Raw genomic sequence first — 26,613 nt, 5'->3', positions numbered from 1 at the left:
CGGGTGGCCACCCCGGTCGGGTGGATACTCCGACATCGGGCCGGCCGGCGCGGTCCTGAGAAGATCCTGACGATCAGTTGCCGACGAGGCCGTCCTCGTAGGCGACGATCACCAGCTGCACGCGGTCACGGACGCCGAGCTTGCCGATCGCCCGGGTGACGTGCGTCTTGGCGGTCAGCGGGCTGATCACCAGTTCGGCCGCGATCTCGTCGTTGGACAGGCCGGTCGCGACCAGGCGGACCACCTCCCGCTCCCGCTCGGTCAGCACGGCCAGGCGGTCGCCGGTCGGTGTGGCGGCGGCCGGGACCGGACGGTGCGCGAACTGGCCGACGACACGGCGCGTGACGCTGGGGGAGAGCAGAGCGTCCCCGGCGGCGACCACGCGGACCGCGGTACGCAGCCCTTCCGGGTCGATCTCCTTGGTGAGGAAGCCGCTGGCGCCGGCGGCGAGCGCGGCGAACACGTACTCGTCGGTCTCGAAGGTGGTCAGGATGATGATCCGCGTGTCCTGGGCGGCGAGGATCTCCCTGGTCGCCGTGATCCCGTCCATGCCGGGCATCCGGATGTCCATCAGGATCACATCCGGGCGCAGCGTACGCGCGGCGCGCACCGCCTCGTCGCCGGTGGACGCCTCGCCGACCACCGTCAGGTCGCGGCCGCGCCGAAGCAGGCTCCGGAAACCGGCTCGGACCAGGTGCTGGTCGTCGGCGAGGAGTACCGAGATCGACATGTTCACTCCGTGATCGGGATGCTTGCCCGTACCGTGAAACCGGTCTTGCCCGGGCCCGCGGTGAGCGCGCCGCCGAGCGCCGCCACCCGCTCCCGCATCCCGGCGATGCCGTGACCGTCGGCCGCCACGCCGCCCGTCCCATCGTCCTGGACGTCTACAAGCACACTGTCCGGCGCGTAGCGGACCGTCACCACGACCCGCCCGGCGCCGGCGTGCCGGACCGTGTTGGTCAGCGACTCCTGCACCACCCGGAACACGGCGGCGGCGACCGGGGCCGGCACCGTGACCGGATCGCCGAACTCGTTGAACGACACCTCGAGACCCGCGGCCCGGACCCGGTCGAGCAGCCGGTCCAGACCCTCCAGCGCCGGCAGATCGCCGTCGCGCAACACCCCGACCAGCGCCTTCAGGTCGGTCATGGCCCGGCCGCGTACGTCCTGAGCCAGCCGCAGCGACGCCTTGGCCTCATCGGGTTCGGTGTCGAAGGCGTCCAGCGCCACGTTGAGGTGCACGCCGACGACGGCGAGGGTGTGCGAGACCACGTCGTGCAGGTCGCGGGCGATCGCGACCCGTTCCTCGGCACGCCTCCGGCCGGCCTCGAGCTCCCGCTGCTGCTCGTCGCGGGCCAGCCGGTGGGCGACCTCGGCACGCCATCGCAGCGTGTTCCGGTACGCGGTGGCGGCGGCCAGCACGGCGGCGATCCACAGCGCCTCCCCACCGACGCGGAGGAACACCCAGTCCGGCTCGTGCGGCTGGCCGAACGTGTCCCAACTCAGGCCGCAGAGCAGGAAGAACGTTGCGGTACCGAGAGCGATCCGGAGCCGGCCGTCCAGCACGAGGGCCACCAGGGCGGCGGTCGCCGGCCATACCCATCCGGACTCGATCAGGTGCGCGACCCGCCAGGCGTAGACGGTGAGCACGGTGAACAGCAGGACGGCGAGCGGCCATCGGCGGGCGAGGAGGACGAGCCCGGCCAGGGTCGCGGCGAGCGTCGTGGTCATCACGGTCTGGACGTTGCCGCCGGTGAGGGCGAGCCCGGCGGGTACACCGACGAGGGTGAGCACGGCGGCCGCACGGGTGGAGTTCTTCGTCATGCCGGGGACGCTAGGTCCGGCTGGCGGGGCGGCGCGTCGTCCCGCCGCTGACACCCGCATCGACGCCTCCCGCGTACGCCTACACCGTTCGATGTAGTTTTTCAGGCCTCCCCGGCCGCCTCGCGACGGGCACGGGCGCGGCGTTTGCCCTCGTGCATGGCCTGCACCCGGGCGACCGGGATGGTGTGGCCCTCGGCGACCAGCCCGGCGTCCAGTTTCTGCGGCGCGGGCATCGTCTCGGCCCACGGGTCGCGGTCGCCGAGCAGCCCGGGCGCGGTGCGGACGGTGAAGTCAGCCGGCGCGACCTGGTCGAGATCGGACCAGGCGACCGGGAACGACACCGGTACGCCCGGCCGGGCACGAGGGCTGTAGACGGCCGCCACGGTGGCGCCGCCGGCGCGGGTCGCATCCAGGAACACCTTGCCGTGCCGGTCCTCCCGGATGAAGGCGGTGGTGGCCAGCTCCGGATCGATCCGCTCGGCCCGGGCCGCCACCGCGCGCTGCGCGGCCGCCACGTCCTCGGGCGCGGGATCTCCGGTGAGCGGCACGAAGACGTGCACCCCCTTGGCGCCGCTGGTCTTGACCGCACCGGACATCCCGGCGTCGGCGAGGGCCTGCCGGACCAGCTCGGCTCCGGCCACGGCGAGCCCGAAGCCGCCCTCCTCGGGCGGGTCCAGGTCCATGATCAGGTGGGTGGGGTGCGGCGACCCGGCGAGCATCAGCGCCGGGTGCAGCTCCACGGCGCGCTGATTGCCCAGCCAGAACAGCGTGCGGCGGTCGTTGGCGAGGGCGTACGTCACCTCGCGGTGCGACGCCTCGGCCCAGACGGAAGCCCGCGGCACCCAGTCCGGTGTGTATTTGGGCAGGTTCTTCTGCATGAACCGGTCCTGGCCGCGCAGCACCCGGATGACCGAGAGCGGCCGGTCCCGCAGAACCGGCAGGAGACGGTCCGCCATCGCGTCCAGGTAGTCGACCAGGTCGCGCTTGGTGGCACCGGCTCCGGGAAAGAGCTCCTGATCCAGATTGGTCAGTGGTACGCCGTCGCGTTCCTCACCCATGAGCCCATCGTGCCGGAAGATCGGCCGTCGCGCCCGCCCTCAGGCCTGGCGGATGAACTGCTTGGCGGCCGCGGCCAGCGCGCTCTGCAGCGCGGCGGCGTCGCCCGAGGTGGAGAAGGCGCCGATCGCGGCGTTGGCCGCGTTCTGCCACGGCTGGGAGCAGGCCGAGCCGTGCGCGCAGGACGGGACCGCGGTGCCCGTCCTCCAGTCCTCGACGGCCTCCAGCTGGTAGTCGGAGAAGCCCGTGGTGGGCGCGTCGGTGCGGGCCGGGATGGAGCCTTTCTTCGCGCTGAACTCCTGCTGCCCCTCGGGTGAGGCGACGGTCTGCAGCCAGCATGTGCCGCCGGCCTGGTTGGCCGCGCGGGTGGGCAGCACGAACGAGTCGGCGAGCCACTGGAAGGCCTTGCCGTTGCCGGGGAACGCGAACGAGTCGTACCCGCTGAAGTTGCCGGCCTCGAGATCCGCCGCGACCCAGTCGCCCATCAGCTGGTAGCCGGCCTTGCCGTCGACGAGCAGCCGCTCCGCCTCGGGCCAGTCCAGCGAGTCCCGGTCGGTGTTGGTGTAGTCCAGGATCAGCTTGTAGTCCTGGATCGCCGCGCGGACGGCCTTGCTCTCCCACTTGGTCGTGCCGGTGAACAGCCCGGTGAACCGTTTCGGTCCGAGATCGCTGATCAGCACCGCCTCGAGCAGCATCAGCTGGGTCCAGTCGCGGCCCATCGCCAGGGGCGACTCGACGCCGTCGCGGCGCAGTTTGGCCAGGTTGCCGATGAACTCCTTCAGGTTCTTCGGCGCGGTCAGGATGCCGGCGTCGGCGAGCACCTGGTCGTTGGTCCACACCACGTTGGCCCGGTGCACGCCGGCGGGCACCGACCAGAGCTTGCCGTTCACCGTGATGGTCTCGATCAGACCCTCCGGCAGGGTGCCCGTCAGGCCCCACGTCGAGAACTCGGCCGTCAGGTCGCGGATCTGGCCGGCGTCGATGTGGTCGAGCAGCTCGGCGCCGGCGTGGACCTGGAAGACGTCGGGCGGATCGTTCTGCTGGAGGCGGGCGTCGAGGACCTGTTTGGCGTTGATGCCGGCGCCGCCGGCGACCGTGCCGCTGGAGAACTCCTGCCCGGGACAGGCGCTGGTGAACCGGCTGACGAGGGCGTCGAGACCGGCCTTCTCCTCACCCTCGGCCCACCAGGTGAAGACCTCGACCTTCGAGGCGGTGGTGTCGTCGTCCTTCCCGGCCGAGCAGGCCGACGCCACCAGTAGTGCGGCGGCGCTGACGACGGCCGCCAGGGCACGTCGTGTGCTGCGCATGGCCTTCCCCAATCATCCCGAGCCCGGCGTTGTCACGAGGACAATCGGAAGTAACCGTGCCGCTCAGCGCTCAAAGGTGTCAACTCGTGACCTATCACCGCTTCAGCGTCATTTCGATCTTGACCTGGGCGGATGCCGCGCGGCGGCTTCGGTGCTGTGCTGAATGTAACTCACGGTTAATGTGTCGCCGTCGAGCGGGCCCTGTTTAGATGCATGAAAGGTGAATCAATGGCCACCGCACGATTACGGAAAGTGAGTTGAGCCTTCGACCTAATTCCTCCGGGGTAGGTCAAACGGGCCATAGCTGACGGTCTATCCAGTTCGTCACAATCGGAACATGACCGCACCGGGCGACATCGTCCTCATCATCGTTCTGGCCGCCGTCCTGATGGCCTGCGCCGGGTATGCGGCCGGCCGTCTCCACCAGCGCCGGCAGAGCGGGCCCGACCTGCGTGAGGCCTACAAGACCGGCTACGAGGCGGCCACCCGGAACGTGTTCAGCATGGCCGCACGGGCGGCCGGCCGCCGTTCCGTCGCACCCGAGGTCGTCACCGACGTGCCCGACGTGCCGTCGCAGCGGGAGGGCCGCCACACCGTGCCGGAGGAGCTGGTGCGGGCCGCGACATACCGGCTCCCCGCCGACCGTGTCGCCCGCGCCAAGGTCCCGCGCCCGCGCGCCCTCGCGCCCGAGGATCAGCCGCGCTGAGCCGCCTCGACCGCCTCGCGCAGGCCCCGCGCGGCCAGCCGGTCGGCCCGCTCGTTCTCGGGGTGACCGGCGTGGCCCTTCACCCAGTGCCAGGTCACGTCGTGGCGGCGAACCGCCTCGTCGAGCCGTTTCCACAGGTCGACGTTCTTCACCGGCTGCCGGGCGGCGGTCATCCAGCCGTTGCGTTTCCAGTTGTGCATGTACTGCGTGATGCCGTTGCGGACGTACACACTGTCGGTGTAGATCTCCACCGTCAGCGGAGCCCGGTTCAGCGTCTCCAGCGCCCGGATCGGGGCCATCAGCTCCATCCGGTTGTTCGTGGTCGTGTCGGCCTCACCACCGCAGAGATCCTTCTCCGCACTGCCCCAGCGCAACACCGCGCCCCAGCCGCCCGGTCCGGGATTGGGAGCGCACGCCCCGTCGGTGTAGATCTGCACGACACCCATACCTGAGAACCCTAAGGCCCGGCCTCTGGTACGAGCGGGAGCGGCCCGGGGGAGGAGGCGCCGGACGTGTGCGCGGGGGAGGCTGGCCGAAGGCTTCGATGGGCCACCGTATGGTGGCGGTGGCGGACGTAATGGCGAATGGGCGGACTCATGGTGGGTGGCGACGCGGCCGCGGTCGAGGTCAGAGACGTCGTGGTGCGCTACGGCGGCACGACGGCCGTCGGCGGGGTCTCCCTGACCCTGCCACGCGGGCGAGTTCTGGCCCTGCTCGGGCACAACGGCGCCGGCAAGACCAGCCTGCTGCAGGTCTGTGAGGGTTTCCGCCGGCCGGACGACGGCGTGGCGAGGGTGCTGGGGCTGGACCCGGTCGGCGACCACGACGCGCTGATGCCCCGGCTCGGCATCATGCTGCAGTCCGGCGGCGTCTACCCGTGGGCGACGGCCGGCGAGATCCTGCGGCTGTTCGCGTCGTTCGCGGCGAACCCGCTCGACACCGACATGCTGCTGGACCGGCTCGGGCTGCGGAAATTCGAGCGCACCCGGTTCCGTCGGCTGTCCGGCGGCGAGCAGCAGCGACTCAGCCTCGCGGTGGCCCTGGTCGGCCGGCCCGAGCTGGTCTTCCTCGACGAGCCGACCGCCGGCATGGACACCGAGGCCCGGCACACCACCTGGCAGCTGATCGAGGAGCTGCGCACCGACGGAGTGTCCGTGCTGCTCACCACGCACCTGCTGGACGAGGCGGAGCGTCTCGCCGACGACGTGGTGATCATGCGGTCCGGGGAGGTGGCGGCGACCGGCACCCCCGCCGAGCTGACCTCGGCGGCCGCCATCGAGGTCCTGGAACTGCGGGCCGATCCGGGCCTGGACCTGAGCGGCCTGGGCAGCCGCTGGACGGCTGCCGAGCCGGCCTCCGGGCAGTACACGATCTCCGGCGCCCTGGACACCGCCGGGCTGGCCGAGATCCTGGCCTGGTTCGCGAGCGTGGGCGCCGACGTGACCGCGGTGAACACCCGCCGCCGCACGCTCGAGGACGTCTACCTCTCCCTGACCGCCACGCAGACCCCGGTGGGAGCAACCAAGTGAGCACCTTCGCCCCCGCGCCGGGACGGGCCCCGATGCGGACGATCCTGGCCACCCAGATCCGGATGGAGCTGCTGCTGACCGCCCGCCGGGGCGAGGCCGTGGTACTCGCCATGGGCGTGCCGCTGCTGGTCCTGCTCGGCGCCGGCCTCTTCGATGTGACCAACCTGCCGACCACCGACCGTCTCGGTTACGTCGTGCCCGGCGTCCTGGCCCTGACCGTCATGTCGACCGCGTTCACCGGCCAGGCCATCACGACCGGATACGAGCGCAGTTACGGCGTACTGAAAAGGCTCGGTGCCTCTCCGCTGACCCGGCCGGGCCTCCTGCTCGCCAAGACGGCAGCCGTGCTGGTCCAGATCGCGGTGCAGGTGCTGGTGCTCGCGCTGGTCGGCCTGGCCGTCGGCTGGCGTCCCGAGGCCGGCGCCCTGCTGCCGGCGCTCGGCGTGACCGTGCTGGCCACCGCCGGGTACAGCGGCCTGGCCCTGCTGCTGGCCAGCATCCTCAAGCCGGAGACCACGACCGGTGCGGCCACCCTGATCTATGTGGTGATGCTGTCCGTCGGCGGCATCATGTTCGGCGCGCCCGACCTGGGCACGGCCGGCTGGTTCCTGCTGCCCCTGGCCGCGCACGCCGAGGCGCTGCGAGAGACGCTGATGTACGGCGGTTCGGTCCCGGCCGGGATCTGGCTGGCGCTGGCCGTCTGGGCGATCGCCTGGCCGGCGCTCGCCGCCCGGAAATTTCGCTGGGAGTGAAGGTGGGAGTGACCGTGTCCATCGATCGGTGGACAACCGGTGACAGCCGCGCGGTCGTCCCTCACCTGGTGGAAACAGAGCACGATCAGATGCATGGAAGCCATCGAGGTAACCGGACTTCGTAAGACATACGGCGGGCGGGACGCGGTCGCGGGCATCGACCTCGTCGTCGCCCGTGGCGAGATCTTCTCCCTGCTCGGCCCGAACGGCGCCGGCAAGACGACCACTGTGGAGATCCTGGAGGGCCACCGCAGGCGGACCGCCGGTGACGTGCGGGTGCTCGGCGAGGACCCGGGCCGGGCCGGATCGGCCTGGCGTGCGCGGATCGGCATCGTGCTGCAGGACGCCGACGACGCGGCCGACCTGACCGTGCACGAGATGGTCCGGCACATCGCCGGCTTCTATCCCGAGGCGCGCAAGGCCGATGAGGTGATCGAGCTGGTCGGCCTCAGCGAGAAACGCAACAGCAAGATCCGTACGCTCTCCGGCGGCCAGCGTCGCCGGGTGGACGTGGCCCTCGGCATCGTCGGCCGTCCCGAGCTGCTCTTCCTCGACGAGCCGACCACCGGCTTCGACCCGGAGGCCCGTCGCCAGTTCTGGGACCTGATCCGCACCCTGGCCGCCGACGGCACCACGATCGTGCTCACCACCCACTACCTGGACGAGGCGGAGGCGCTCGCCGACCGGCTCGCCGTCGTCGCGGAGGGCCGGATCGTCGCCGAGGGCACCCCGGCCACGCTCGGCGGCCGGGCCGCGGCCGAGGCCCGGGTGAGCTGGACCGAGAACGGCACGGCTCGCACCGAGCAGGTGCCCGACCCGACCGATCTGATCCGGCGCCTGCTGGCGGACGGCGTCGACCTCACCACGCTCACGATCACCCGTCCGACCCTGGAAGACACCTACCTCAGCCTGATCGGAGCCACCCGATGATCGCCGTCAGCCTGAGCCGCGGCCACGTGGAGCTGCTGCAGTTCCTGCGCGACCGGACCGCCGTCGTCTTCACGTTCTTCTTCCCGGCCCTGCTCCTGCTGCTGTTCGGCACCATCTTCGGCAGCGAGTCCACCGACCAGGGCGTGGCGGTGAGCCGGGTCTTCACGGCCAGCATGATCGCCTACGGCATCCTGAACACGGCGTTCGTGACGATGGGCGCCGGACTCGCGATGGACCGTGAGGACGGGACGCTCAAGAGACTCCGCGGAACGCCGATGCCCGCGTCGGCGTACCTGATCGGGAAAGGTCTTCTCGTTCTTGGCCTGAGCGTGGCCGAGGCCGCGGTGCTGATCGGAGTCGGGGTGCTGGTCTTCGACATGCCGCTGCCGGACGCCGCGCACTGGCTGACCTTCGGCTGGATCTTCCTGCTCTCGGTGTTCGCGTGCTCGACGCTCGGCATCGCGGTGAGCGCCCTGGTGAAGAACGCCCGCAACGCCGGAGCCATCCTCAACGTGCCGGTGGTGGCGCTGCAGTTCGTCTCCGGCGTGTTCATCCACCCGATGAGCCAGCTGCCGGACTGGCTGGAGAAGGTCGCGTCGATCTTCCCGGTCCGCTGGATGGCGCAGGGTTTCCGCTACGTCTTCCTGCCGGACGGGGCGCAGACCCAGGAGATCGGCGGCGCCTGGAACCTCGGCACCGTGGCGATGGTCCTCGGCGTGTGGTGTGTGATCGGATTGATCCTGTGCCTGGTGACGTTCCGGTGGAGCAGCCGAGACCGATGACCACCGAGGACACCCCCATGCCGTCGATCCGGCTGTGGGAGCTGTACTTCCTGGTGACCGCGGTCGCGCTGGCGGCCGCGGTCGTCCTGGTCGACGGCTACTCCACCGGGCCGAGGGTGGTCGCGGCCGGTGCGATAGCCCTGATGGTCGTGTTCTATCTGGCCGTCGCCCGGCCACTGATCCTGCGGGACTGGCAGGGCATCTCGTCGCTGCTGACGTGCGCCGGGATTCTGACGCTGTTCACGGTCGCCGTCGCCGCCGTCCCGCTGGCCACCTGGCTGATGTTCATGATCATCCCGATGATCTTCATGCTGGTGTCGCTGCGCCGGGCGGTCGCCCTCGTCGCGGTCGCCAACGTGATCCCGGTCCTGCTGGGAATCGTCCGCGGCGGCAGCAACGGCCTCGCCCTCGACCTGGTGATCGCGGCGATCTCCACGGCCGCCGGCATCTGCATCGGCGTCTGGATCACCAAGATGGCCGAGCAGAGCGAACAGCGCGCCCAGCTCATCGCCGAACTCGAGGCCAACCGTGCCGAGGTCGCCCGGCTCTCCCACGAGGCCGGGGTCGCTGCCGAACGGGCCCGGCTCGCCGGCGAGATCCACGACACCCTCGCACAGGGCTTCACCAGCATCATCACCCTGCTCCAGGCCGCCGATCCGGGCCTGCGCGACGAGCGGCTGGCGCTCGCCGTGCGTACCGCACGGGAGAATCTCGCGGAATCCCGGGCCATGGTGGCGGCCCTCTCACCCACCGCGTTGGCCTCGGCGTCACTTCCCGATGCGGTACGCCGAAGCGCCGCACGTTTCACCGAGGAGTCCGGCGTGCCCGCCTCGTTCCGCGTGACCGGTGACTTCCGCGGCCTGCCGACGCGGCTCGAGGTGGTGCTGTTGCGCGCGGCCCAGGAGTCGCTGACGAACATCCGCCGGCACGCCGGCGCCAACGAGGTCGCGGTGCTGCTCGCCTACGCACCGTCGTCGGTGCGTCTGGTGGTCCGTGACGACGGATGCGGCTTCGACACCACGGCCTCGGGCGGGTTCGGGCTTCCGGGGATGCGGTCCCGGGCCGAGCAGGCCGGCGGCGTCCTGACCATCCGCAGCGAGGCCGACACCGGCACCACCGTCGAACTGGAGATCCCCGCATGATCCGCATTCTTCTTGTGGACGATCACCCGGTCGTTCGGATGGGGCTGCGCGGCATGCTCGACGCGGAACCCGACCTGACCGTCGTGGGGGAGGCGTCGTCCGGCACCGAGGGCGTCGACCGGGCCCTCGAACTCGCCCCCGACATCGTGCTCATGGATCTGCGGATGCCCGGCGGCGACGGCGTCGAGGCCACCGGCCGGATCCTGTCGGCCGTGCCCGGCGTACGGGTGATGGTGCTGACCACCTACGAGTCGGACCGGGACATCCTGCGCGCCATCGAGGCCGGCGCCTCCGGTTACCTGCTGAAGGACGCGTCCCCGGCGGAGCTGGCGGACGCGGTCCGGGCCGCGGCACGCGGTGAGACGGTGCTGGCCCCGAGCGTGGCGTCGACCCTGGTCCGGCAGGTGCGCAGCCCGGCTCCGCCGGCACTGTCGGCGCGGGAGACCGAGGTCCTCAAGCTGGTGGCCGGCGGTCTGACCAACGCCGAGATCGGCAAGCGGTTGTTCATCAGTGAGGCCACCGTGAAGACCCACCTGCTGCGGGTGTTCAACAAACTCGACGTCGCGGACCGTACCGCCGCGGTGACGACCGCGATGAGGCATGGCCTGCTGGGGCCCTGAGCCCAGATACGCGAAAACCTGTCATAAGCCGCTATCCGGGCAGATATCTTAACGACGGCGCAGCCTGTTCCAGCAGCTCAGCGCGCCTTCCTGCACCCGGTAGTCGTTCAAGGAGACAGGTCGCCATGCCCGCACGCCCGGCCCACCAGACCCTCTTCCGAACGTGGCCGACGCCCGAGACGGGCGCGTTTCCCCTCAAGATCCGCCGGCTCGGAGACGTACTACCCCCTTCGCACTGAACTACACCACCGCTGCGGTTCCGCGACCCCCGTCGCTCGGCATCCTCGCCGGAACGTCGCCGGCCCGGTCGGTGCGGGTCCGCTGACCGGCCGTCCCACCGCCCCGGGTCCGCTGACCGATACAAAGGAACGAACCGATGCGCAATCGACGGACCGACCGCCCGTCCGGGGACGTCCCGCTCCGGCTGTGGGCGCCGGCGCGCTTCCGCGCCGCCGTCTCCGTGGCCGCCGCCACAGCCGCGGGTCTGGTACCGGCCGTGGCGGTGTTGCCGGGCACGGCGCACGCGGCTGTCGTCCCCACGATCAGCGTCGGTGCGGCCGCGGACACCGCCGAGGGCGACACACTCCGCTTTCCGGTGACCCTGAGTGAGTCCGCCGACGCCGACCTCACGGTGAAGGTGTCCACGTCCAGTACCGAGGCCGACGAGGGTGCGGACTACACCGGCCTCGACCAGTTCGAGGTGCTCATCCCCCAGGGTGAGACGACGGTGACGGTCGAGGTGGAGACGCTCCCCGACGAATCGGCCGAGGAGTCCCCGGAGTCGATCGGCCTGGAGATCGTCGATCCCGATACCGCCACGCCGGGGACCAGGGCCGCCAGCGGCGACATCGTCGACGCGGTGTTCACGGTGACGCCGGTCAACGGGTTCGACGAGGGAGACGAGGACCGGACCCGGGAAATCGACATCACCCTCAACATCGGTTTCCAGAACACGGCCAGTGTCGCCTACGCGGTCGCCACCGGAGACGGCAACGCGGTCGGGAACGAGGACTTCACCCCGGTCGCCGACGTCCTTACCTTCACACCGGGGCAGAAGACGAAACGGGTCGCGGTGACGATCCTCGGCAACGACCGCTGGCAGGGCGATCGGACCTTCACCCTCGCCCTGTCCGGCCTCACCGGCGGCAGCGCCCGGGGAATGGAGCCCCGGACCTACATCATCGGCGACGACGAGCAGCGTCCGGTCGTCCAGTCGGTGTCCCAGGAAGGGGCCGACGAGGGCAGCTCCGGCATCACCACGGCCGAGTTCACCGTGACCCTGTCCGAGGCGGCCGACGAGCCGATCATTCTCGACGTGACCGGGAGCCCGGCCAGTGAGGCGGGCGTAGCCGGCGCTGTCCAGGACGAGCCCGAGACGATCGGTGGTCTCGACTATCGCGTCCCTGACACGGTGACCGTCCCGGCCGGTGCGAAGACCGCGACATTCCAGGCCGACGTATTCGGCGACGCGGTCTTCGAGAAGCTGGAGGTGGCCTCGATCCTGGTCGCGCCGCGAGCCGACGATCCGAACGTGACCGGCTCGCCCCGGGCGGGCAGTCTGGCGATCCGCAACGACGACGACCCGCCGACGCTCGAGTTCGACGGTTTCACCCGGCCCGAGGGCACGGACGGCGTCGAGGTCGGGTTCACCGTGACCGGCGAGGCGCAGGACCCGATCCGATGGACCGGTTCGGTCGCCGGGGCCTCCGACAACGGCACCGACCCGGCCGAGACGGACGACTTCGTCAACGCCGGCCTGGCACCCTTCAGCGACCTCCGTCCCGGCTCCGAACGACTCACCCTGGGCATGATCAACCTGGCCCCCGGCAGCGCCGACGAGTTCGACGAGACGCTCAAGGCCACCGTCCAGCTGGGTGACGCGGACCCGGTCAGCGGCTTCGCCACCATCACCGATGCCGACACCCAGAAAGAGCCCAGGCTGGTCGTCCCGCAGACCGTGGCCGTCCGGGAGGGTTCGGACGTGACGATCCCGGTGACCCTCGATTTCGCCGCGATACCCGACAACGCCGCAAGCGCCACCGAGAAGCCGATCACGGTCAACTACACCGTGACTCCCGGCACCGCGGGCGAGGACACCGACTACGCCGCGGCGAGCGGCACACTGACCATCGAGCCGGGCGATCCCGCGAACATCACCCTCGATACGTTGCCGGACCAGGACACCGAGTCGAACGAGAACTTCGTCGTCACGCTGAACGGTGCCGTCAATGCCGTGGTCGACGGGAACGAGACGACTACGGTCACGGTGAGTGACTACGATCCGAACGTCACGCCCCGGGTCAGCATCGGCAGCCCCGGTCCGGTCCCGGAGGGTATGCCGCTCCGGTTCCCTCTGACACTCGACCAGCCGACCGGCAGCCCGGTCACGGTGCGGGTCTCCACCACGGGCGGCACGGCGACGGCGGGCGCCGACTACACCGAGCTCTCCGAGGAAGGGGTCACCTTCACACCCGGCCAGACCACGGCCGTCGCCGTCGTTACGACGAACCCGGACGGCGAGTTCGAGCACGCCGCCGAGACGGTGACCGCGCGGATCGCCGACTCGGGAGCGGCCGACCTGGGCACGGCGACCGCCACGGCCACGATCATCGATCCGGCGCTGAAGATCGGCACCGTGTCGATCAATGAGGACGACAGCCGCGACGCGGTCGTCGACATGGTCCTGAACGTCCCGCTGAACACGCCTTTGCAGGCCGGTTACGAACTCCAGCTGGGCTCCGCGACCACGAACACGTTCTCCACCATCTCGTCCGGCACGCTCAGTTACGCGCCCGGTCAGACGAGCCGGCCGATCACGGCTCAACTGCCGGACGGCTACGACGTACCCACATTCGGCCGGATGCTCAAGGTTCGCCTGTTCAACCTGAACACCGACTCCGGCCTGCCGGTCATGGGCACCGGGGAGCATTCGACGCTCATCAAGGTGCCCGGTGATCCCGACGCCATGCCGACGGTCACCATGGGCAGCCCCGGTGCGGTCGCTGAGGGCCGTCCGCTGCGGTTCCCGCTGACCCTCGACCGTCCGAGCGGCATCCCGATCACGGTGCGGGTCACCACCGAGGGCGGCACGGCGACCCCGGGCCTCGACTATGTCGAGGCCGTCGGCATGGACGTCACGTTCCAGCCCGGGCAGACCACCGCCGTCGCGGAGATCGTGACGAACCAGGACGGCGTCTCCGAGCACGAGAGCGAGGTCGTGCACGCGCGGATCACCAATGCCGGCCTTGCCACCATGGGCTCGGCCACGACCGCTTACGGCAAGATCGTCGACGCGGCGTTGCGGATCGGCACCATGGCGGTCGACGAGAACGGCAGCGGCAACGCCGTCGTCGACATGGCTCTCAACGTCCCGCTGGACACCCGCCTGCAGGCCGGATACGAGCTCCTGATCAGCTCGGCGACGACCGGTGTCTTCGTCCCGATCTCGTCGGGGACGCTGACGTACGAGCCCGGTCAGACGAGCCGGCAGATCTCCGGGCCGCTGCCCGGTGACTACGACGCCGGCACTCCCGGCCGGGTGCTCAAGGTCCGCCTGTACGGCGTGCAGGCCGACAACGGCCTGCAGGTCCTCGGCACCGGCGAGCACTCGTCGGTGATCGGCGCGTCCGGTGAGCCGGGCGCCGTGCCGCGGGTCAGCCTGGGCAGCCCGGGTGCCGTTCCGGAGGGCCGTCCGCTGCGGTTCCCGCTGACCCTCGACCGTCCCAGCAGCATCCCGATCACGGTGAACGTCTCCAGTTCGGCCGGTACGGCGTCTGCGGGCACGGACTATGCCGAGGTCTTCGACATGCCGGTCACGTTCCAGCCGGGGCAGACCACCGCCGTCGCCGAGATCACGACGAACCAGGACGGCGTCTTCGAGCACGACAGCGAGACGGTCAACGCGCGGATCACCAATCCCGGCGCCGCCGCCCTCGGGCCGGTGAACAGCTCGTACGGCAAGATCGCCGATCCGGCCCTGCGAATCGGCGCCATGTCGGTCGACGAGAACAACAGCCGCAACGCCGTCGTCGACATGGTCCTCAACGTGCCACTGGACACGCGGCTGCAGGCGAACTACGAGCTGCTGCTCGGCTCGGCGAGCACCGGAACCTTCACGCCGATCGCCACCGGCACGCTCACCTACGAGGCGGGTCAGACCAGCCGGCCGATCACCGGGGCGCTGCCGGGTGACTACCAACCCGGCGTACCCGACCGGGTGCTCAAGGTCCGGCTGCACAGCGTGTACACCGACTCCGGCATGCCGGTTCTGGGTACCGGCGAGCACTCGTCCGTACTCGGCGCGTCCAGTGATCCGGGTGTGGTGCCGGCGGTCGGCATCGGCAGCCCCGGCACCGTCCCCGAGGGCCGGATGCTCCGGTTCCCGCTGACCCTCGACCGTCCGAGCAACAGCCCGATCACGGTCCGGGTCTCCACCGAGGCGGGTACGGCGACTCCGGGGGCCGACTACAACGAGATCTCCGACATGTCCGTCACGTTCCAGCCCGGACAGGTCACGGCCACCGCCGACGTCGTGACACACCAGGACAACCAGTTCGAGCACGACAGCGAGACGGTCAACGCACGGATCACCAATCCCGGGTCCGCCACCCTGGGTTCGGTGACCACCTCGTACGGCAAGATCATCGATCCGGCTTTGAAGATCGGCACCATGTCGATCAATGAGAACGACAGCCGCAACGCCGTCGTCGACATGGTCCTCAACGCACCGCTGGACACCCGGCTGCAGGCGAACTACGAACTGCTGCTCGGCTCCGCGACGACCGGGGTTTTCACCCCGGTCACGTCCGGCACGCTGACCTACGAGCCCGGTCAGACGACGCGGCAGATCTCGGCGCCGCTGCCGGGCGACTTCAACGTCGCGGCGCCCGGCAAAATGCTCAAGGTGCGGCTGTACGGCCTGTCGAACGACGCGGGACTGCAGGTCATGGGCACCGGCGAGCACTCGGCCATGATCGGCGGCTCCGGGGGCGTCCCGACGGTCGCGGCGGTCAGCTCGTCCCCGCAGAACGAGGGCGACGGCTCCACACAGGTCACCTTCACCGTGCAGCTGAGCGGCCCGGCGCCCGGCCCGGTCACCCTCGACGTCGCCGCTGTGGACGAGAGCGCGGTCCGATGGGGCTCCGGCCCCGGCAGCAACGACTTCTCCGTACCCGATGAGGTCTTCATCCCGGAAGGTCAGACCCAGGCCACCTTCATGGTGACCATCAACGGCGACCGGGTCTACGAGCGGGACGAGCAGGCCTCGATCACCGTGACGCCGCGTCCCAACGACCCGAACGTGACCGGTCCGATGCGACAGTCCCTGCTGAAGATCTACAACGACGACGCCGCACCGGCGCTGACCTTCGGCGGATTCGACCAGACCGAGGGCGTCAACGGGTCGCTCTGGTTCAATGTCGACGGCGTGGCCCAGGATCCGCTGCCCTGGACGGCCGCTCTCCGCGGAGCCTCGGACGGCACCTCCGACCAGGCCGAGGCGACCGACTTCGACGGCAGCGGCCTCACGCTGTCGGGCACCCTGCAGCCCTGGTCGAATCGGATCGACCTCGGGACGGTCAACCTCCCGGCGGACTCGGTGGACGAGTACGACGAGACGTTCGAGGCGTCCGTCGAATTCACCGGGCAGGTGCCGGTCACCGCGTACGGCCGCATCCGTGACTCGTACCAGAACATGCCCCCGAACATCCGGATGCCGGAGCAGACCACGGTGACCGAGGGGAGCCCCGCCACCTTGCCGGTCACCCTCGACTACACCTCGGTGCCCGGCAACACCGCCACCAGCACCGAGAAGGTCATCTCGTTCGACTACGCCACCTCGAACGGCTCCACCAGCGGAAGCGTGACCATCGATCCGCCGATGAACTCCACGGAGATCGTCATCCCCACCGCGTCGGACGAGACGCCGGAGCCCGACGAGACGCTTACCCTGTCGATCAGCAACATGCGTAACGCCGAGCGTCCCGGACCGATGCCCACCGTCACGATCCGGGATGCAGCTCCCTCGATCACGATCGGCAACGCGACCCCGGTCATCGAGGGCCAGATGCTCAGCTTCCCGGTGAGACTCAGCCGGCCGAGCGCCACCCCGATCACGCTGCGCTACTCCACGGTGCCCGAACGGAGCTCCGGTGTTCCCGGCACCGACTATCAGCCGGCCACGGACGCCACCGTGGTCGTGCCGGCGGGGGCGACGACGGCCTTCATTCTGGTGCCCACCTTCGCGGTCGGCGGATACGACCCGGAGAGCCGCGTCGTCCACATCCAGGTCCTGGATCCGGGCACCGGCACCCTCGACGCGGGCGCCGCCAGCGGCGAGATCATCGACGCCGCGATCTTCGCGAACACCACCGGTCCGGTCGAGGAGGGCGACAGCGGCGTCCGGGACCAGATCGTCGAGGTACGCCTCAGCGCCGCGATGAACGCCGCGGTCGACGTCGACTACTCGCTGATCGCGGACACCGCGGTCGAGGGCGTCGACTACGACCCCGTCTCGGGGCACCTGACGTTCCAGCCCGGCGAGACCGTGAAGCAGATCCCGGTGCCGATCCGCGGCAACGACGCACCCTCGAACAGGAACAAGGCCTTCAAGGTCCGGCTGACCAACGCGAGCCACGCCGCCGGCATCCCGCTGAACAACGACGGCGACTTCCCGGTCTGGATCGTCGAGGACGACAACGCCGGCACCGTGAACATCGTGTCGGTGAGCAGCGAGTCGCGCCCCGAGGGCGACGGCGTCTCCACGGTGCCCGTCACCGTCCGGCTGAGCGGCCCGGTCGCGCTGGACACCACGCTGTACGTCGGCTCGACCGGCGGCACCGCCGTGCAGGGCGGCACCGGACCCGGTGAGTCGGACTTCAGCGCGCCGCAGGCGGTGCAGATCAGCGCCGGTCAGGACACCGCGACGATCAACGTGACCGTCAACGGTGACGGCGTCTTCGAGAAGGACGAGGTCATCGACCTGCTCGTCGAGCCGTCGCACGAGGACGCCCTGATCTCGTTCTCGGAGAACCCCGGCGCCGTGACCCTCACCAACGACGACGCGGCGCCGCGGATCTCGTTCGACGGGTTCGAGCAGTCCGAGGGCACCGGCGGGATCGGCGCCTGGTTCACCGTCACCGGCGACGCCCAGGACCCGCTGCCGTGGACGGCCGTCGTCGAGGGCGGCTCCGACGGCACCAGCGATCCGGCCGAGGCCGGCGACTTCACCCGCGACAACCTCACCCTGTCCGGCACGCTCGCGCCGGGCGGCGACCGGATCGACGTCGGCACCGTGAATCTCACCCAGGACACCGCCGACGAGTACGACGAGACGATCAAGGTCTCGGTCGGCGTCCAGGGGATCGGCGACACCACCGGTTACGGCCGGATCCGGGACTGGAACACCCAGCTCCCGCCGAAGGTGGTGGCCGCCGGCCCGGTCACGGTCGACGAGGCGGGCACCGCCACGGTCCCGGTGAACCTGGACTTCGCCGCGGTCGCCGGCAACACCGCCACCTCGACCGAGAAGCAGATCACGGTCGATTACAACGCCATCGGCGGTACGGCCACCGCGGGCACCGACTTCACCAGCACGTCCGGCACGCTCGTCTTCACCCCACCGGCCACCAGCCAGGACGTCACCGTCACGACTCTCACCGACACGGCGGTCGAGAACGACGAGACACTGCAGGTCACGCTGTCGAACCCGTCGAACGCGGAGATCGGCGGCTCGCCCGCGACCGTGACCATCAGGGGTGACAGCGCCGTCGGATTCCAGGTGCAACCGGACGTCACGGCGGCCGAAGGGCAGGGTTCCGTCGCGGTCACCGTCACGCTCGCGCGTGCCGCGGCCGGCCCGGTCGACTTCACGGTCAGCACCACCGACGACACCGCCCGGCGCGGCCAGACCGGTCCGGGCGGCGACGATTACGGGTCACCGCAGCCGACCTTCACCATCCCGCAGGGTCAGACGACCGCCACCTTCTCGCTGCCGATCGTCGACGACCAGGTCTACGAGGAGAAGGAGTCCGCGACGTACACCGTCGCCCCGGCCCCCGGCGAGACCGACGCCTCCGGCCCGGCACAGACCGGCGTGCTGAGCATCGCCGACGACGACCCGGCGCCGACCATCACCCTGAACTCGGTGAACGGCCCCGAGGGCGGCCTCGTCGACGTGATCGCCACCCCGTCCGGCGTGGCCGAGGATCCGATCGGCTACCTGCTCAACTTCACCACCGGCGGTCCCGGCAACGACCCGGCCGAGCCCGAGGACTACGTCGACAGCGGCGCGCCGGCCGTCCTGCCCGGCGGCAGCACCGGGCCGGTCCTGCTGCGGTCGGTCCCGCTGGCCGCCGACACCGCCGACGAGCTGACCGAGTCGTTCACGGTGACCGCGACCAGCCAGGCTGTTTCGGGCGCGCCGCCGGTCGCGGCCGTGTACGGCATCCTCGACGACCCGAACGACCTGCCGCCGTCGGCCGTCGTGCTCCCCGCCAACGTCCGCGAGGAACTGGGCTACGCCGAGGTGCCGGTGGTGCTCGAGTTCACCGGCGGCAACGGCGCCACCCGTACCGACCAGCCGGTAACCATCTATTACGAGGTGACACCCGGCACCGCCACCAGCGAGGACTTCGGCACGGACGGGGGCAGCCGGCTCTACTTCCCGGCGGGCCAGAACTACGCCGTCATCCGGGTGCCGATCACCAACGACAAGCGCCGGGAGGAGGACGAGAGTTTCAAGGTCCGCCTGGTCGCGGCCGACCCGTCCGGCGCGGGTATCGCCCGTGGCGAGGCCGACATCGTCATCGTCGACGACGACCGTGATCTGCCGGCGCCGTCGTTCACCGTGAGCGGCGACGTCACCGCCCGCGAGGCCGACGCCTCGGCGACGTTCGCGGTGACCTTGAGTGAACCGGCGCAGGGCGACGTCGACCTGGTCGTCGAGGCGCAGCCGGGCACCGCCACGGCCGACGACTACGGCACGCCGGCCGCCGCGCTGCGGATTCCCGAGGGCAGCGCGAGCGGCTCGGTCACGGTTCCGATCAAACAGGACGAGGTGTACGAGGGCGACGAGAACGCCCGCGTCGTGGTGTCCCTGGCCGCCGGCGAACAGGACGCTGCCGGAAAGCCCCAGGAGGGCCGGCTGCTCATCACCGACGACGACAAGGCCCCCACCATCACGCTGGACCCGACGGCGGCCACCGTCGACGAGGGCGACACGGTCGAACTGACCGGCACCGTGACCGGAACAGCTCAGCGGGACCATGAGATCAGCACCGCGGCCGCCGCCGGTATCGCTGCCGACGGCGAGGACGCCGGCCCCGACGACTTCGAACTGGACAGGGTCAAGGTCACCGTGCCCGGCGGCACGGCGAGTGGCGGCAAGGTCCGCCTCGGCACGATCGAGTTCCTCGACGACGCCGTCGACGAGAACACCGAGACGGCGACCATCTCACTGGCCGGCGGCAGCCGTACCTTCCGGATCACCGACGACCCGGACGACACGCCACCGGCCGTCTCGGTCGCCGACGCCTCCGTCGGAGAGAGCGGCGGCACCGCCAAGGTGAACGTGCGTGTGCAGTTCACCGGCGGCGCGGTCAGCACTTCTCGCACCGTCACGGTCCCCTGGTCGACGGCGGACGGCACGGCTGACGCCGGCAAGGACTACACCAGATCATCGGGTACGGCCACGTTCGCACCGGGGACGGATTCGGCCACCATCAGCATCCCGATCCTGCCCGACACCAAGGACGAGGCCGACCAGACCTTCATCGTGAAGCTGGGCACCCCGTCACCGGCCGACGCCAGGCTGGGTGCCGCGGAGGCCGAGGTCGTCATCGAGGACGACGACAAGCCGAAGGCGCCGACCCTGACCGCCCCTGACACCAGCACCGGTGAGGGACGGATCACGATCACCGGCACCGCCGCGCCGGGCACCAAGGTGGAGCTGCTCACGGCACAGGGCGTCTCCGGCGGCAGTTTCAAGGTGGCCGCCACCACGACGGCCGACGACGACGGCGCGTACTCGTTCAAGCCCAACTTCACCAAGGGCTACCGGGTCCAGGTCCGTGCCGGGTCGTTGACGTCGCCAGTGCGTACCGTCCAGGTTCGTCAGGACCCGCAGCTCACCGTGGTGTCCAACGCCAAGGGCGCCGCGACCCTCACGGTCACCGGCGATCCTGACGAACCGGGTCAGAAGGTCACGATCCAGCGTCAGGTCAAGGGCGGCTGGGACGAGGTAGAGGACGGCAAGCTGGGTGCGAACGGCAAGTTCAGCGTGACGGTGAAGTCCCTGAAGGCCGGCAACCACGTGTTCCGGGCTGTCATTTCCGCGACGCCGTCGCTGGGCATCACCGCCGGATCCTCACCTGCCCGGTCGGTGAAGGTGAAATAGATGACCGAGCGGTGAGAAGGGCGGTCCGACCGGGCCGCCCTTTCGCCGTTTCCCGGGACGGGGGACTGCCTCCGCGGGTACTGTTCGCCGCTGGTCAGGGTGCCTTCGCGAGCCCGACGGAGTCTCGCGTCGAGGCGGAATCCCGGCTATGTGAAGGACTTTCTACCGAAAAACCCGTTCCGCCGCTAACAGGGCGATACGCCGGTTAGATTGCAGTTGGCGCCGCCTCACGCGGATCTTCGTATCCCGTGTTTGCGCTGCTGAGGGCCGGTTTGGAACCGGCACCCCGAACCGCCCTAGGTGCGGTACCCGAACAGGCAAACCCGTCGTGAGGCGGGGACGCAAAGCCAGGGGCCTCCCCGCTGAGGTAGCCCAGCCGCCGAAGGAGACAGGAAGAGAATGCGTCATCGACCCATCCATACGGCGCCGCGAGAGCGGGTGCCGTTCACGCTCTGGGGACACAAGCGAATCCGGCGAGTTCTGGCGGCAGCTGCCGCATCGGCCGTGGCCCTTGTTCCGGCAACCTTCATCGCGTCGCCGGCATATGCCGCTGTCATCCCCAATCTGACCATCACGCCGGCCGCCAACTGGGAAGGGGGCACCGTCGACTTCAAGATCACCTATACAGGTGCCTCGGCCTCCCGGCCGATCACCTTCTCGGCGATCCAGGGCACCGGTAACGCCACGGTCACCACCGACTTCGGCGGAACTCCTTCGCCCGCCACCTACACCTTCCCGGGAACGACCGCGGGCGGGACCAACACGATCACCGTGTCGGTCACCACGACCACCACCGGCGGTGTGGAGGGTAACGAGACCTTCCAGCTGCAGGCGGTGCAGGACGTCGACGGCCCAGCCCTCGATGCCGGCGACATCGACGGCGACATGAACACCACCGAGCCCATTCCCGACAGCGACGGTACCGCCGACGCCAACGACCTCGTCACGCTGGCCACCGGCACGATCTACGATCTGCCGGCGAGCCCGCCGACGCTGAACCTGTCCGTTCCCGCGAGCGTGCCGGAGAGCCAGGCCTCGGTCCCGGTGGTCGCGACTCTGACCGGCATCCTGCAGAACGACATCACGATTCCGATCGCCGCCGCGGGAACGACCATCGGCGGCACGGTGTCGGCGGCTTCCTCCACTGGCGGTGTGACCCGTGACTTCACGGCCCTCGCGTCGGACGCCACGATCACCATCCCGGCCGGCCAGCTGACCGGGTCGATCAACTTCGCGGTCAACGACGACACCGTGGACGAGGTCGATCTGCAGTACGTGCGGTTCACCGCGACCGGCGCGACCGGTGTGGTTCTCGGTTCACCCGCCACGGCCGACCTCGGGATCGAGGACAACGACGCGGTGCCGACGGTGAGCATCGGTGACGCGGCCGCGGTGAACGAAGGGGTGCAGGCGAGCTTCCCGATCAAGCTGTCGAACCTTTCGGAACGTGACCTCACGGTCAACTTCTGGACCATGAACGGAACCGACAGCGACAAGGCGCGCGGGGCGGGAAATGCCGACTTCACCGGCGTCAACACCCCCACTCCGGTGTCCATCCCGGCGCTGACGCAGACCGCCTACCAGACGGTTGCCACGACCGGCAGCGACAGCACCATCGAAGGTACTGAGACCTTCACCGGCATGATCGCCACGCCGAGCACGGGCCTCACGCTCGGTACGCCGACGACGGCGACCGCGACGATCAAGGACACGGACACACTCCCGGGCATCGACTTCACCGACCTCGACCTGGTCAACAACCGGGACGCGGGTGACAACGCCGGGTTCGACGCCGACGTCTTCTACGACGAGGGCGCCAGCAGCAGCTCGGACAAGCAGATCGCGGTCACGGTCGCCCTCGGAGCCGGCACGCGGGAGACCCCGCTGAAGATCGACTACTCCTTCGTCGACGGCACCGCCACCAACGGGTCCGACTACAAGGGGACGTCGGGCACGCTGACCATCCCGATCTCCCAGGCACCGAGCACCACCTGGACCGGGACGATCCCGGTGACCATCATGGGTGACACCACCTATGAAGGCATCACGTACAACACGTCCATGCGCGCCGAGTCGTTCACCATCAAGCTGGCGAGCTCGAACAACTCGATCCTGGCGACCGACCTCGCGATCACGCAGCCGGTCTACATCGTCGAGGGCACCGACGACTCGATGCCGACCTGGTCGACGTCGGACGTGTCGCTGACCGAGGGCAACGAGGGCCAGTCGATGGCCAAGGTGCCGGTCACGCTGAGCGCCCCGCTCGGCTCGGACGTCACCTTCACCGCCGACTTCAGCACGCCGGGCAGCGCCACCGAGACCGGTGTCAACGCCGGCACGACCGTCGGTGACAACGACTACGACTACCCCGCCAGCAAGAACGTGACCATCAAGGCCGGTCAGACGACCGCGTACCTCGAGGTCCCGATCAACGGGGACGCGGTCTACGAGCGCGACGAGGCACTGGTCGTCACGTTCACCCCGACCAGCGCCGCGGTGTCGAACACCGTCACAGCGGACGTGCAGCACGCCTCGCGGGTAACCATCACCGGTGACGACGCGAAGCCGACGCTGAAGATCACCGAGATCGCCGGCACCGAAGGCACCACCATTCGCGCGATCGGCACGCTCGTCGGTGTCTCGCAGTACAACTACACGCTCGGCGTCACCGCGGCCGGTGCCGGGGACAACCCCGCGACCCGGGCCGTCGACTTCGAGGTTCCGTCGACTCTCGCCACGCTGTCGATCCCGGTCACCCGGGGCAAGACCGCGCTGACGGATGCCGAGTCGAGGCTGGCCGAGTTCTACATTCTGCCGGACGACATCGACGAGCCGACCGAGGGCTTCGCCGTCACCGTCTCGGAGAGCACCGCCACGCCGCAGGGCTTCACGTCGGCGACGGGAAACTTCCGGATCACGGACGACCCCGCGGACCTGCCGCCGGCAGCCTCGGTGCAGGACGAGTCGATCGGTGAGTGGGAGCAGACGGTCGACGTAGACGTCAACTTCGCCTTCGACGAGAACACCAAGGAGACCACGCAGACCGTCACGATCCCGTGGCACACCGTGGACGGCTCCGCCAAGCAGGGCGAGGACTACGAGTACACCAAGGGCGTCATCACCCTCAAGCCGGGCGACCTGACCGCCAAGGTCAACGTTCCGGTGATCAACGACAAGATGAAGGAGAATGACGAGAACTTCTACGTCAAGCTTCTCAGCGCCTCCCCGACCGGAGCGTCGATCGCCCGCGGTGCCGGCGAGGTCATCATCAAGTCGGACGACAAGGCTGACGCGGTCACCCCGACGCTGTCGGTCAAGGGCCCGGCCAAGGGCGTCGGCCTGGCGACGTTCTCCGGTACCGCATCTCCGAACTCGACGGTCGAACTGTGGGGTGCTCCGCTGCCCACGACCGACCCGAAGGAATTCAAGTACCTCTCGGAGACCGACTCTGACGACGACGGCTACTTCGAGCTCTCCTCGAAGTCGCTCTCCTCGGGCTGGGCTTTCGTCGCCCGGTCGCACGAGATCAACTCCGCGGTCAAGACCGTCAAGGTCACGCAGAACCCGTCCTTCTCGGCCAGCTCGCCCTCGAAGGGCAAGCTGAGCGTCTCGGTGGCGGGCAACCCGCGGACGGCCGGCCAGGCTGTCACGGTCCAGCGTTGGTCCGGTGGCAAGTGGTCGACCGTCGGTAAGGGCACCTCGACCGCGACCGGTTGGAAGGGCACCTTCAGCTACAAGTCGAAGACCAAGCTGACGCTGCGCGCCATGGTCGCCGGCAACGCGAGCGCCGGCATCAACACCGGCTACTCGGGCAACAAGACGGTGACCATCAAGTAGCACCACAGTTCCAACGAGACGGGGGCGGCCGACAGGCCGCCCCCGTTCCACGTGTGCAGCCACTCCGAGTCGATCTAGTGACGTTGTGCCGCCCCACCAGCCCCAACCGCACAAGATCCGCCGACCGCCCCACCGACGTCCGGCCGATCTAGAAAACTTTCGTAGTCGGGGTGCGAACCGGCGAGCCGCATGGGGGTCTCGGATGCGGCTCGCCGGTTCCCCGCGGGGGCGGCTGTCTGGCTGAGCCGTCGGCGGTGCTCGGCCTGCGGTCGGCCCGGTGCTCGGCTTGCGGTCGGCTCGGTAATACCAGCCTGGGCTACGGCTCGCGGTCCGATACAGCCATGCTCCGGTGCTGGACGATCAACTACAGCCGTTTTTCAGGTCGGGCTCCGGGATACGGCTGCCTCCCGCGCCGGGAAGGGTTCGCCGCCCACAGTCGGGCGATCAACAGGTGCTGGGAGGGGTTCGCCGGCCACGGCCGGGCGATCAAAGGTGCTGGGAAGGATTCGCTGGCCACGGCCGGGCGATCAACAGGCGCCGGGAAGGGTTCGCCGGCCACAGCCGGACGATCGACAGCCACCCGAACCCGGCGCCGCGGCCGGCGAGCTGGACCCTGACTACGAAGGCTCTCTAGATCTAGAGAGCTTTCGCAGTCGAGGTCCAGCTCGCCAGCCCCCTCTCAGCCCTCGAATCCAGCTGCCATGACGTGGCTTGGCTACGGCTGGGGCACACATCCAGGCTTCGCGTGTGCTCCTGACGTCGTCGGCAACAACGGTGAGGTCCCCCGTTGCGGGTCCGTGGACGCCTGCCGCCGCCATCGCGGCGGCAGGATCGCGCGCAACGGCTGCGTGTGATCCCACCGCCGCACCACCAGCCCTCCACGGCGGCGCTCTCCGGAGCACCGGATCAGGCCGCGCTCTTCAAGCCGGTCAAGCGATCCCGCTGCCCTCCGTTGCCGACCGGCTTCCACGGCCGAGCTACGGCTGGCGGGCCGCACCCTGACCGTAAAAGGTGTCTAGACACCTTTTACGGTCAGGGTCTGGTTGGGGCTGGTGGGGATAGCCCGGTCGCGGTGAGGTAGCCGTCGACCAGGTCGTGGCGGTATTGCATGCGTTTGAGGCGGTTCTTCACTGCGGCGGCGAGGGCGGTGGCGGTCCGGACGGCGTGGTTGGCCATGCTGCGTTTCATTGTCGACCAGACCTTCTCAACCGGGTTGAGTTCCGGCGCGTAGGACGGCAGTTCGTAGACGCGTAGCCAGGGCCGGCGGGCGATCGCGGCGCGGATGGCGTGGGTCCTGTGTAGTGACAGCCGGTCCCAGATCAGCACGATCGGCCCTTGCAGTTGCTGGTGGGCGGCGTCGAGCAGGCCGATCAGCTGCGGTTCGCGGAAGCCTTTCTGCTCGCCTTTACGGCCGTGGTAGAGCCGGGTGCGGTAGATGAGTCGGGATCGGTGGCCGGGCCGGTAGCAGCACAGCCCGGCCACCGACACCCGTACGGTGCCCTTCGCGGTCACCTTGACCACCGGGGTCACGCCTCTGGGCGCCCACGTCGTGGCCTTGGCTGCTCTCAGCGTCTGCCCGCACTCGTCGGCGAAGCAGATCCATGCGCCGCTTCCCGCGGCGATCCTTTTAGCGCCGGCCACCGGTACCGGCGCCAGTGGGCGATCGTGTCCTCGTCGCGTTCGATCGCCCGGTGGACCGGCAGCTGGGCGGTGTAGCCGAGTCGTTGCATCGCTT

At 69.7% G+C, this 26,613-nt stretch carries 16 protein-coding genes and 1 riboswitch; of the genes, 9 read left to right on the top strand and 7 right to left on the bottom strand.

What is annotated here, in order from left to right:
* Positions 1-73: 73 nt before the first annotated feature.
* From CLV67_RS16345 to CLV67_RS16330, 4 genes are all read right to left on the bottom strand, one after another.
* A complete protein-coding gene (locus tag CLV67_RS16345; RefSeq protein WP_106319187.1) occupies positions 74-730 on the bottom strand; it encodes a response regulator in 657 nt (218 codons plus the stop codon).
* 2 nt (positions 731-732) lie between these two features.
* Positions 733-1,824, bottom strand: coding sequence for a sensor histidine kinase (locus tag CLV67_RS16340; RefSeq protein ID WP_239166929.1), 1,092 nt, complete (start codon positions 1,822-1,824; stop codon positions 733-735).
* Positions 1,825-1,925: 101 nt separating this feature from the next.
* A complete protein-coding gene (locus tag CLV67_RS16335) occupies positions 1,926-2,882 on the bottom strand; it encodes a DNA polymerase domain-containing protein (protein ID WP_106319183.1) in 957 nt (318 codons plus the stop codon).
* 39 nt (positions 2,883-2,921) lie between these two features.
* Positions 2,922-4,187, bottom strand: a complete 1,266-nt coding sequence (locus CLV67_RS16330; protein ID WP_106319181.1) for an ABC transporter substrate-binding protein — start codon at positions 4,185-4,187, stop codon at positions 2,922-2,924.
* Positions 4,188-4,524: 337 nt separating this feature from the next.
* Here CLV67_RS16330 and CLV67_RS16325 point away from each other — a divergent pair, with 337 nt between their 5' ends.
* Positions 4,525-4,893 (top strand): hypothetical protein, encoded by a 369-nt coding sequence (locus tag CLV67_RS16325; protein ID WP_106319179.1) that lies wholly within the window; start codon positions 4,525-4,527, stop codon positions 4,891-4,893.
* On the opposite strand, the gene rnhA is transcribed toward CLV67_RS16325, so the two are convergent.
* Positions 4,881-5,339, bottom strand: a complete 459-nt coding sequence (gene rnhA / locus CLV67_RS16320; RefSeq protein ID WP_106319177.1) for a ribonuclease HI — start codon at positions 5,337-5,339, stop codon at positions 4,881-4,883. The two genes, CLV67_RS16325 and rnhA, sit on opposite strands and share 13 nt — an antisense overlap.
* 138 nt (positions 5,340-5,477) lie before the next feature.
* Between rnhA and CLV67_RS16315 the strand changes: the two genes are divergently transcribed.
* The 8 genes from CLV67_RS16315 to CLV67_RS16280 all read left to right on the top strand — a co-directional run bounded on the left by CLV67_RS16315 (position 5,478) and on the right by CLV67_RS16280 (position 24,878).
* Complete coding sequence (locus tag CLV67_RS16315) at positions 5,478-6,422, top strand: ABC transporter ATP-binding protein (protein WP_239166930.1); 945 nt, start codon at positions 5,478-5,480, stop codon at positions 6,420-6,422.
* Entirely contained in the window at positions 6,419-7,174 is a 756-nt protein-coding gene (locus CLV67_RS16310; RefSeq protein ID WP_239166931.1) for an ABC transporter permease, read from the top strand. The genes CLV67_RS16315 and CLV67_RS16310 overlap by 4 nt, the downstream gene beginning before the upstream one ends.
* 93 nt (positions 7,175-7,267) lie before the next feature.
* Positions 7,268-8,104, top strand: coding sequence for an ABC transporter ATP-binding protein (locus tag CLV67_RS16305; RefSeq protein WP_106319175.1), 837 nt, complete (start codon positions 7,268-7,270; stop codon positions 8,102-8,104).
* A complete protein-coding gene (locus CLV67_RS16300) occupies positions 8,101-8,886 on the top strand; it encodes an ABC transporter permease (RefSeq protein ID WP_106319173.1) in 786 nt (261 codons plus the stop codon). The genes CLV67_RS16305 and CLV67_RS16300 overlap by 4 nt, the downstream gene beginning before the upstream one ends.
* Complete coding sequence (locus CLV67_RS16295) at positions 8,883-10,028, top strand: sensor histidine kinase (protein WP_239166932.1); 1,146 nt, start codon at positions 8,883-8,885, stop codon at positions 10,026-10,028. The genes CLV67_RS16300 and CLV67_RS16295 overlap by 4 nt, the downstream gene beginning before the upstream one ends.
* Positions 10,025-10,648, top strand: a complete 624-nt coding sequence (locus tag CLV67_RS16290; protein ID WP_106319171.1) for a response regulator — start codon at positions 10,025-10,027, stop codon at positions 10,646-10,648. The genes CLV67_RS16295 and CLV67_RS16290 overlap by 4 nt, the downstream gene beginning before the upstream one ends.
* Before the next feature lie 376 nt (positions 10,649-11,024).
* Positions 11,025-21,041, top strand: coding sequence for a Calx-beta domain-containing protein (locus tag CLV67_RS16285; RefSeq protein ID WP_106319169.1), 10,017 nt, complete (start codon positions 11,025-11,027; stop codon positions 21,039-21,041).
* Positions 21,042-21,347: 306 nt separating this feature from the next.
* A riboswitch (cyclic di-GMP riboswitch) is annotated at positions 21,348-21,425 on the top strand.
* 120 nt (positions 21,426-21,545) lie between these two features.
* A complete protein-coding gene (locus CLV67_RS16280; protein WP_106319167.1) occupies positions 21,546-24,878 on the top strand; it encodes a Calx-beta domain-containing protein in 3,333 nt (1,110 codons plus the stop codon).
* 1,032 nt (positions 24,879-25,910) lie between these two features.
* Here the strand turns inward: CLV67_RS16280 and CLV67_RS16275 are convergent.
* Both CLV67_RS16275 and CLV67_RS51110 read right to left on the bottom strand, forming a co-directional pair.
* Positions 25,911-26,519 carry a transposase gene (locus CLV67_RS16275; protein ID WP_146169188.1) on the bottom strand — a complete coding sequence of 203 codons (609 nt, stop codon included), beginning with the start codon at positions 26,517-26,519 and terminating at the stop codon, positions 25,911-25,913.
* Complete coding sequence (locus tag CLV67_RS51110) at positions 26,444-26,608, bottom strand: winged helix-turn-helix domain-containing protein (protein ID WP_249037954.1); 165 nt, start codon at positions 26,606-26,608, stop codon at positions 26,444-26,446. The genes CLV67_RS16275 and CLV67_RS51110 overlap by 76 nt, the downstream gene beginning before the upstream one ends.
* Between the last annotated feature and the right edge of the window lie 5 nt (positions 26,609-26,613).

Origin of the sequence: Actinoplanes italicus (assembly GCF_003001815.1) — a bacterium.
GTDB classification, from domain to species: Bacteria; Actinomycetota; Actinomycetes; order Mycobacteriales; family Micromonosporaceae; genus Actinoplanes; species Actinoplanes italicus.
This window is presented reverse-complemented; position numbering and strand designations above follow the sequence as displayed.

Excerpts from the sequence above, each read along its gene's own strand:
- CLV67_RS16340 (WP_239166929.1), bottom strand. The coding sequence starts at position 1,824 with ATGACGAAGAACTCCACCCGTGCGGCCGCCGTGCTCACCCTCGTCGGT.
- CLV67_RS16315 (WP_239166930.1), top strand. The coding sequence starts at position 5,478 with ATGGGCGGACTCATGGTGGGTGGCGACGCGGCCGCGGTCGAGGTCAGA.
- CLV67_RS16285 (WP_106319169.1), top strand. The coding sequence starts at position 11,025 with ATGCGCAATCGACGGACCGACCGCCCGTCCGGGGACGTCCCGCTCCGG.
- CLV67_RS16295 (WP_239166932.1), top strand. The coding sequence starts at position 8,883 with ATGACCACCGAGGACACCCCCATGCCGTCGATCCGGCTGTGGGAGCTG.
- CLV67_RS16345 (WP_106319187.1), bottom strand. The coding sequence starts at position 730 with ATGTCGATCTCGGTACTCCTCGCCGACGACCAGCACCTGGTCCGAGCC.
- CLV67_RS16325 (WP_106319179.1), top strand. The coding sequence starts at position 4,525 with ATGACCGCACCGGGCGACATCGTCCTCATCATCGTTCTGGCCGCCGTC.
- CLV67_RS16335 (WP_106319183.1), bottom strand. The coding sequence starts at position 2,882 with ATGGGTGAGGAACGCGACGGCGTACCACTGACCAATCTGGATCAGGAG.
- CLV67_RS16305 (WP_106319175.1), top strand. The coding sequence starts at position 7,268 with ATGGAAGCCATCGAGGTAACCGGACTTCGTAAGACATACGGCGGGCGG.
- CLV67_RS51110 (WP_249037954.1), bottom strand. The coding sequence starts at position 26,608 with ATGCAACGACTCGGCTACACCGCCCAGCTGCCGGTCCACCGGGCGATC.
- CLV67_RS16330 (WP_106319181.1), bottom strand. The coding sequence starts at position 4,187 with ATGCGCAGCACACGACGTGCCCTGGCGGCCGTCGTCAGCGCCGCCGCA.
- rnhA (WP_106319177.1), bottom strand. The coding sequence starts at position 5,339 with ATGGGTGTCGTGCAGATCTACACCGACGGGGCGTGCGCTCCCAATCCC.
- CLV67_RS16300 (WP_106319173.1), top strand. The coding sequence starts at position 8,101 with ATGATCGCCGTCAGCCTGAGCCGCGGCCACGTGGAGCTGCTGCAGTTC.
- CLV67_RS16290 (WP_106319171.1), top strand. The coding sequence starts at position 10,025 with ATGATCCGCATTCTTCTTGTGGACGATCACCCGGTCGTTCGGATGGGG.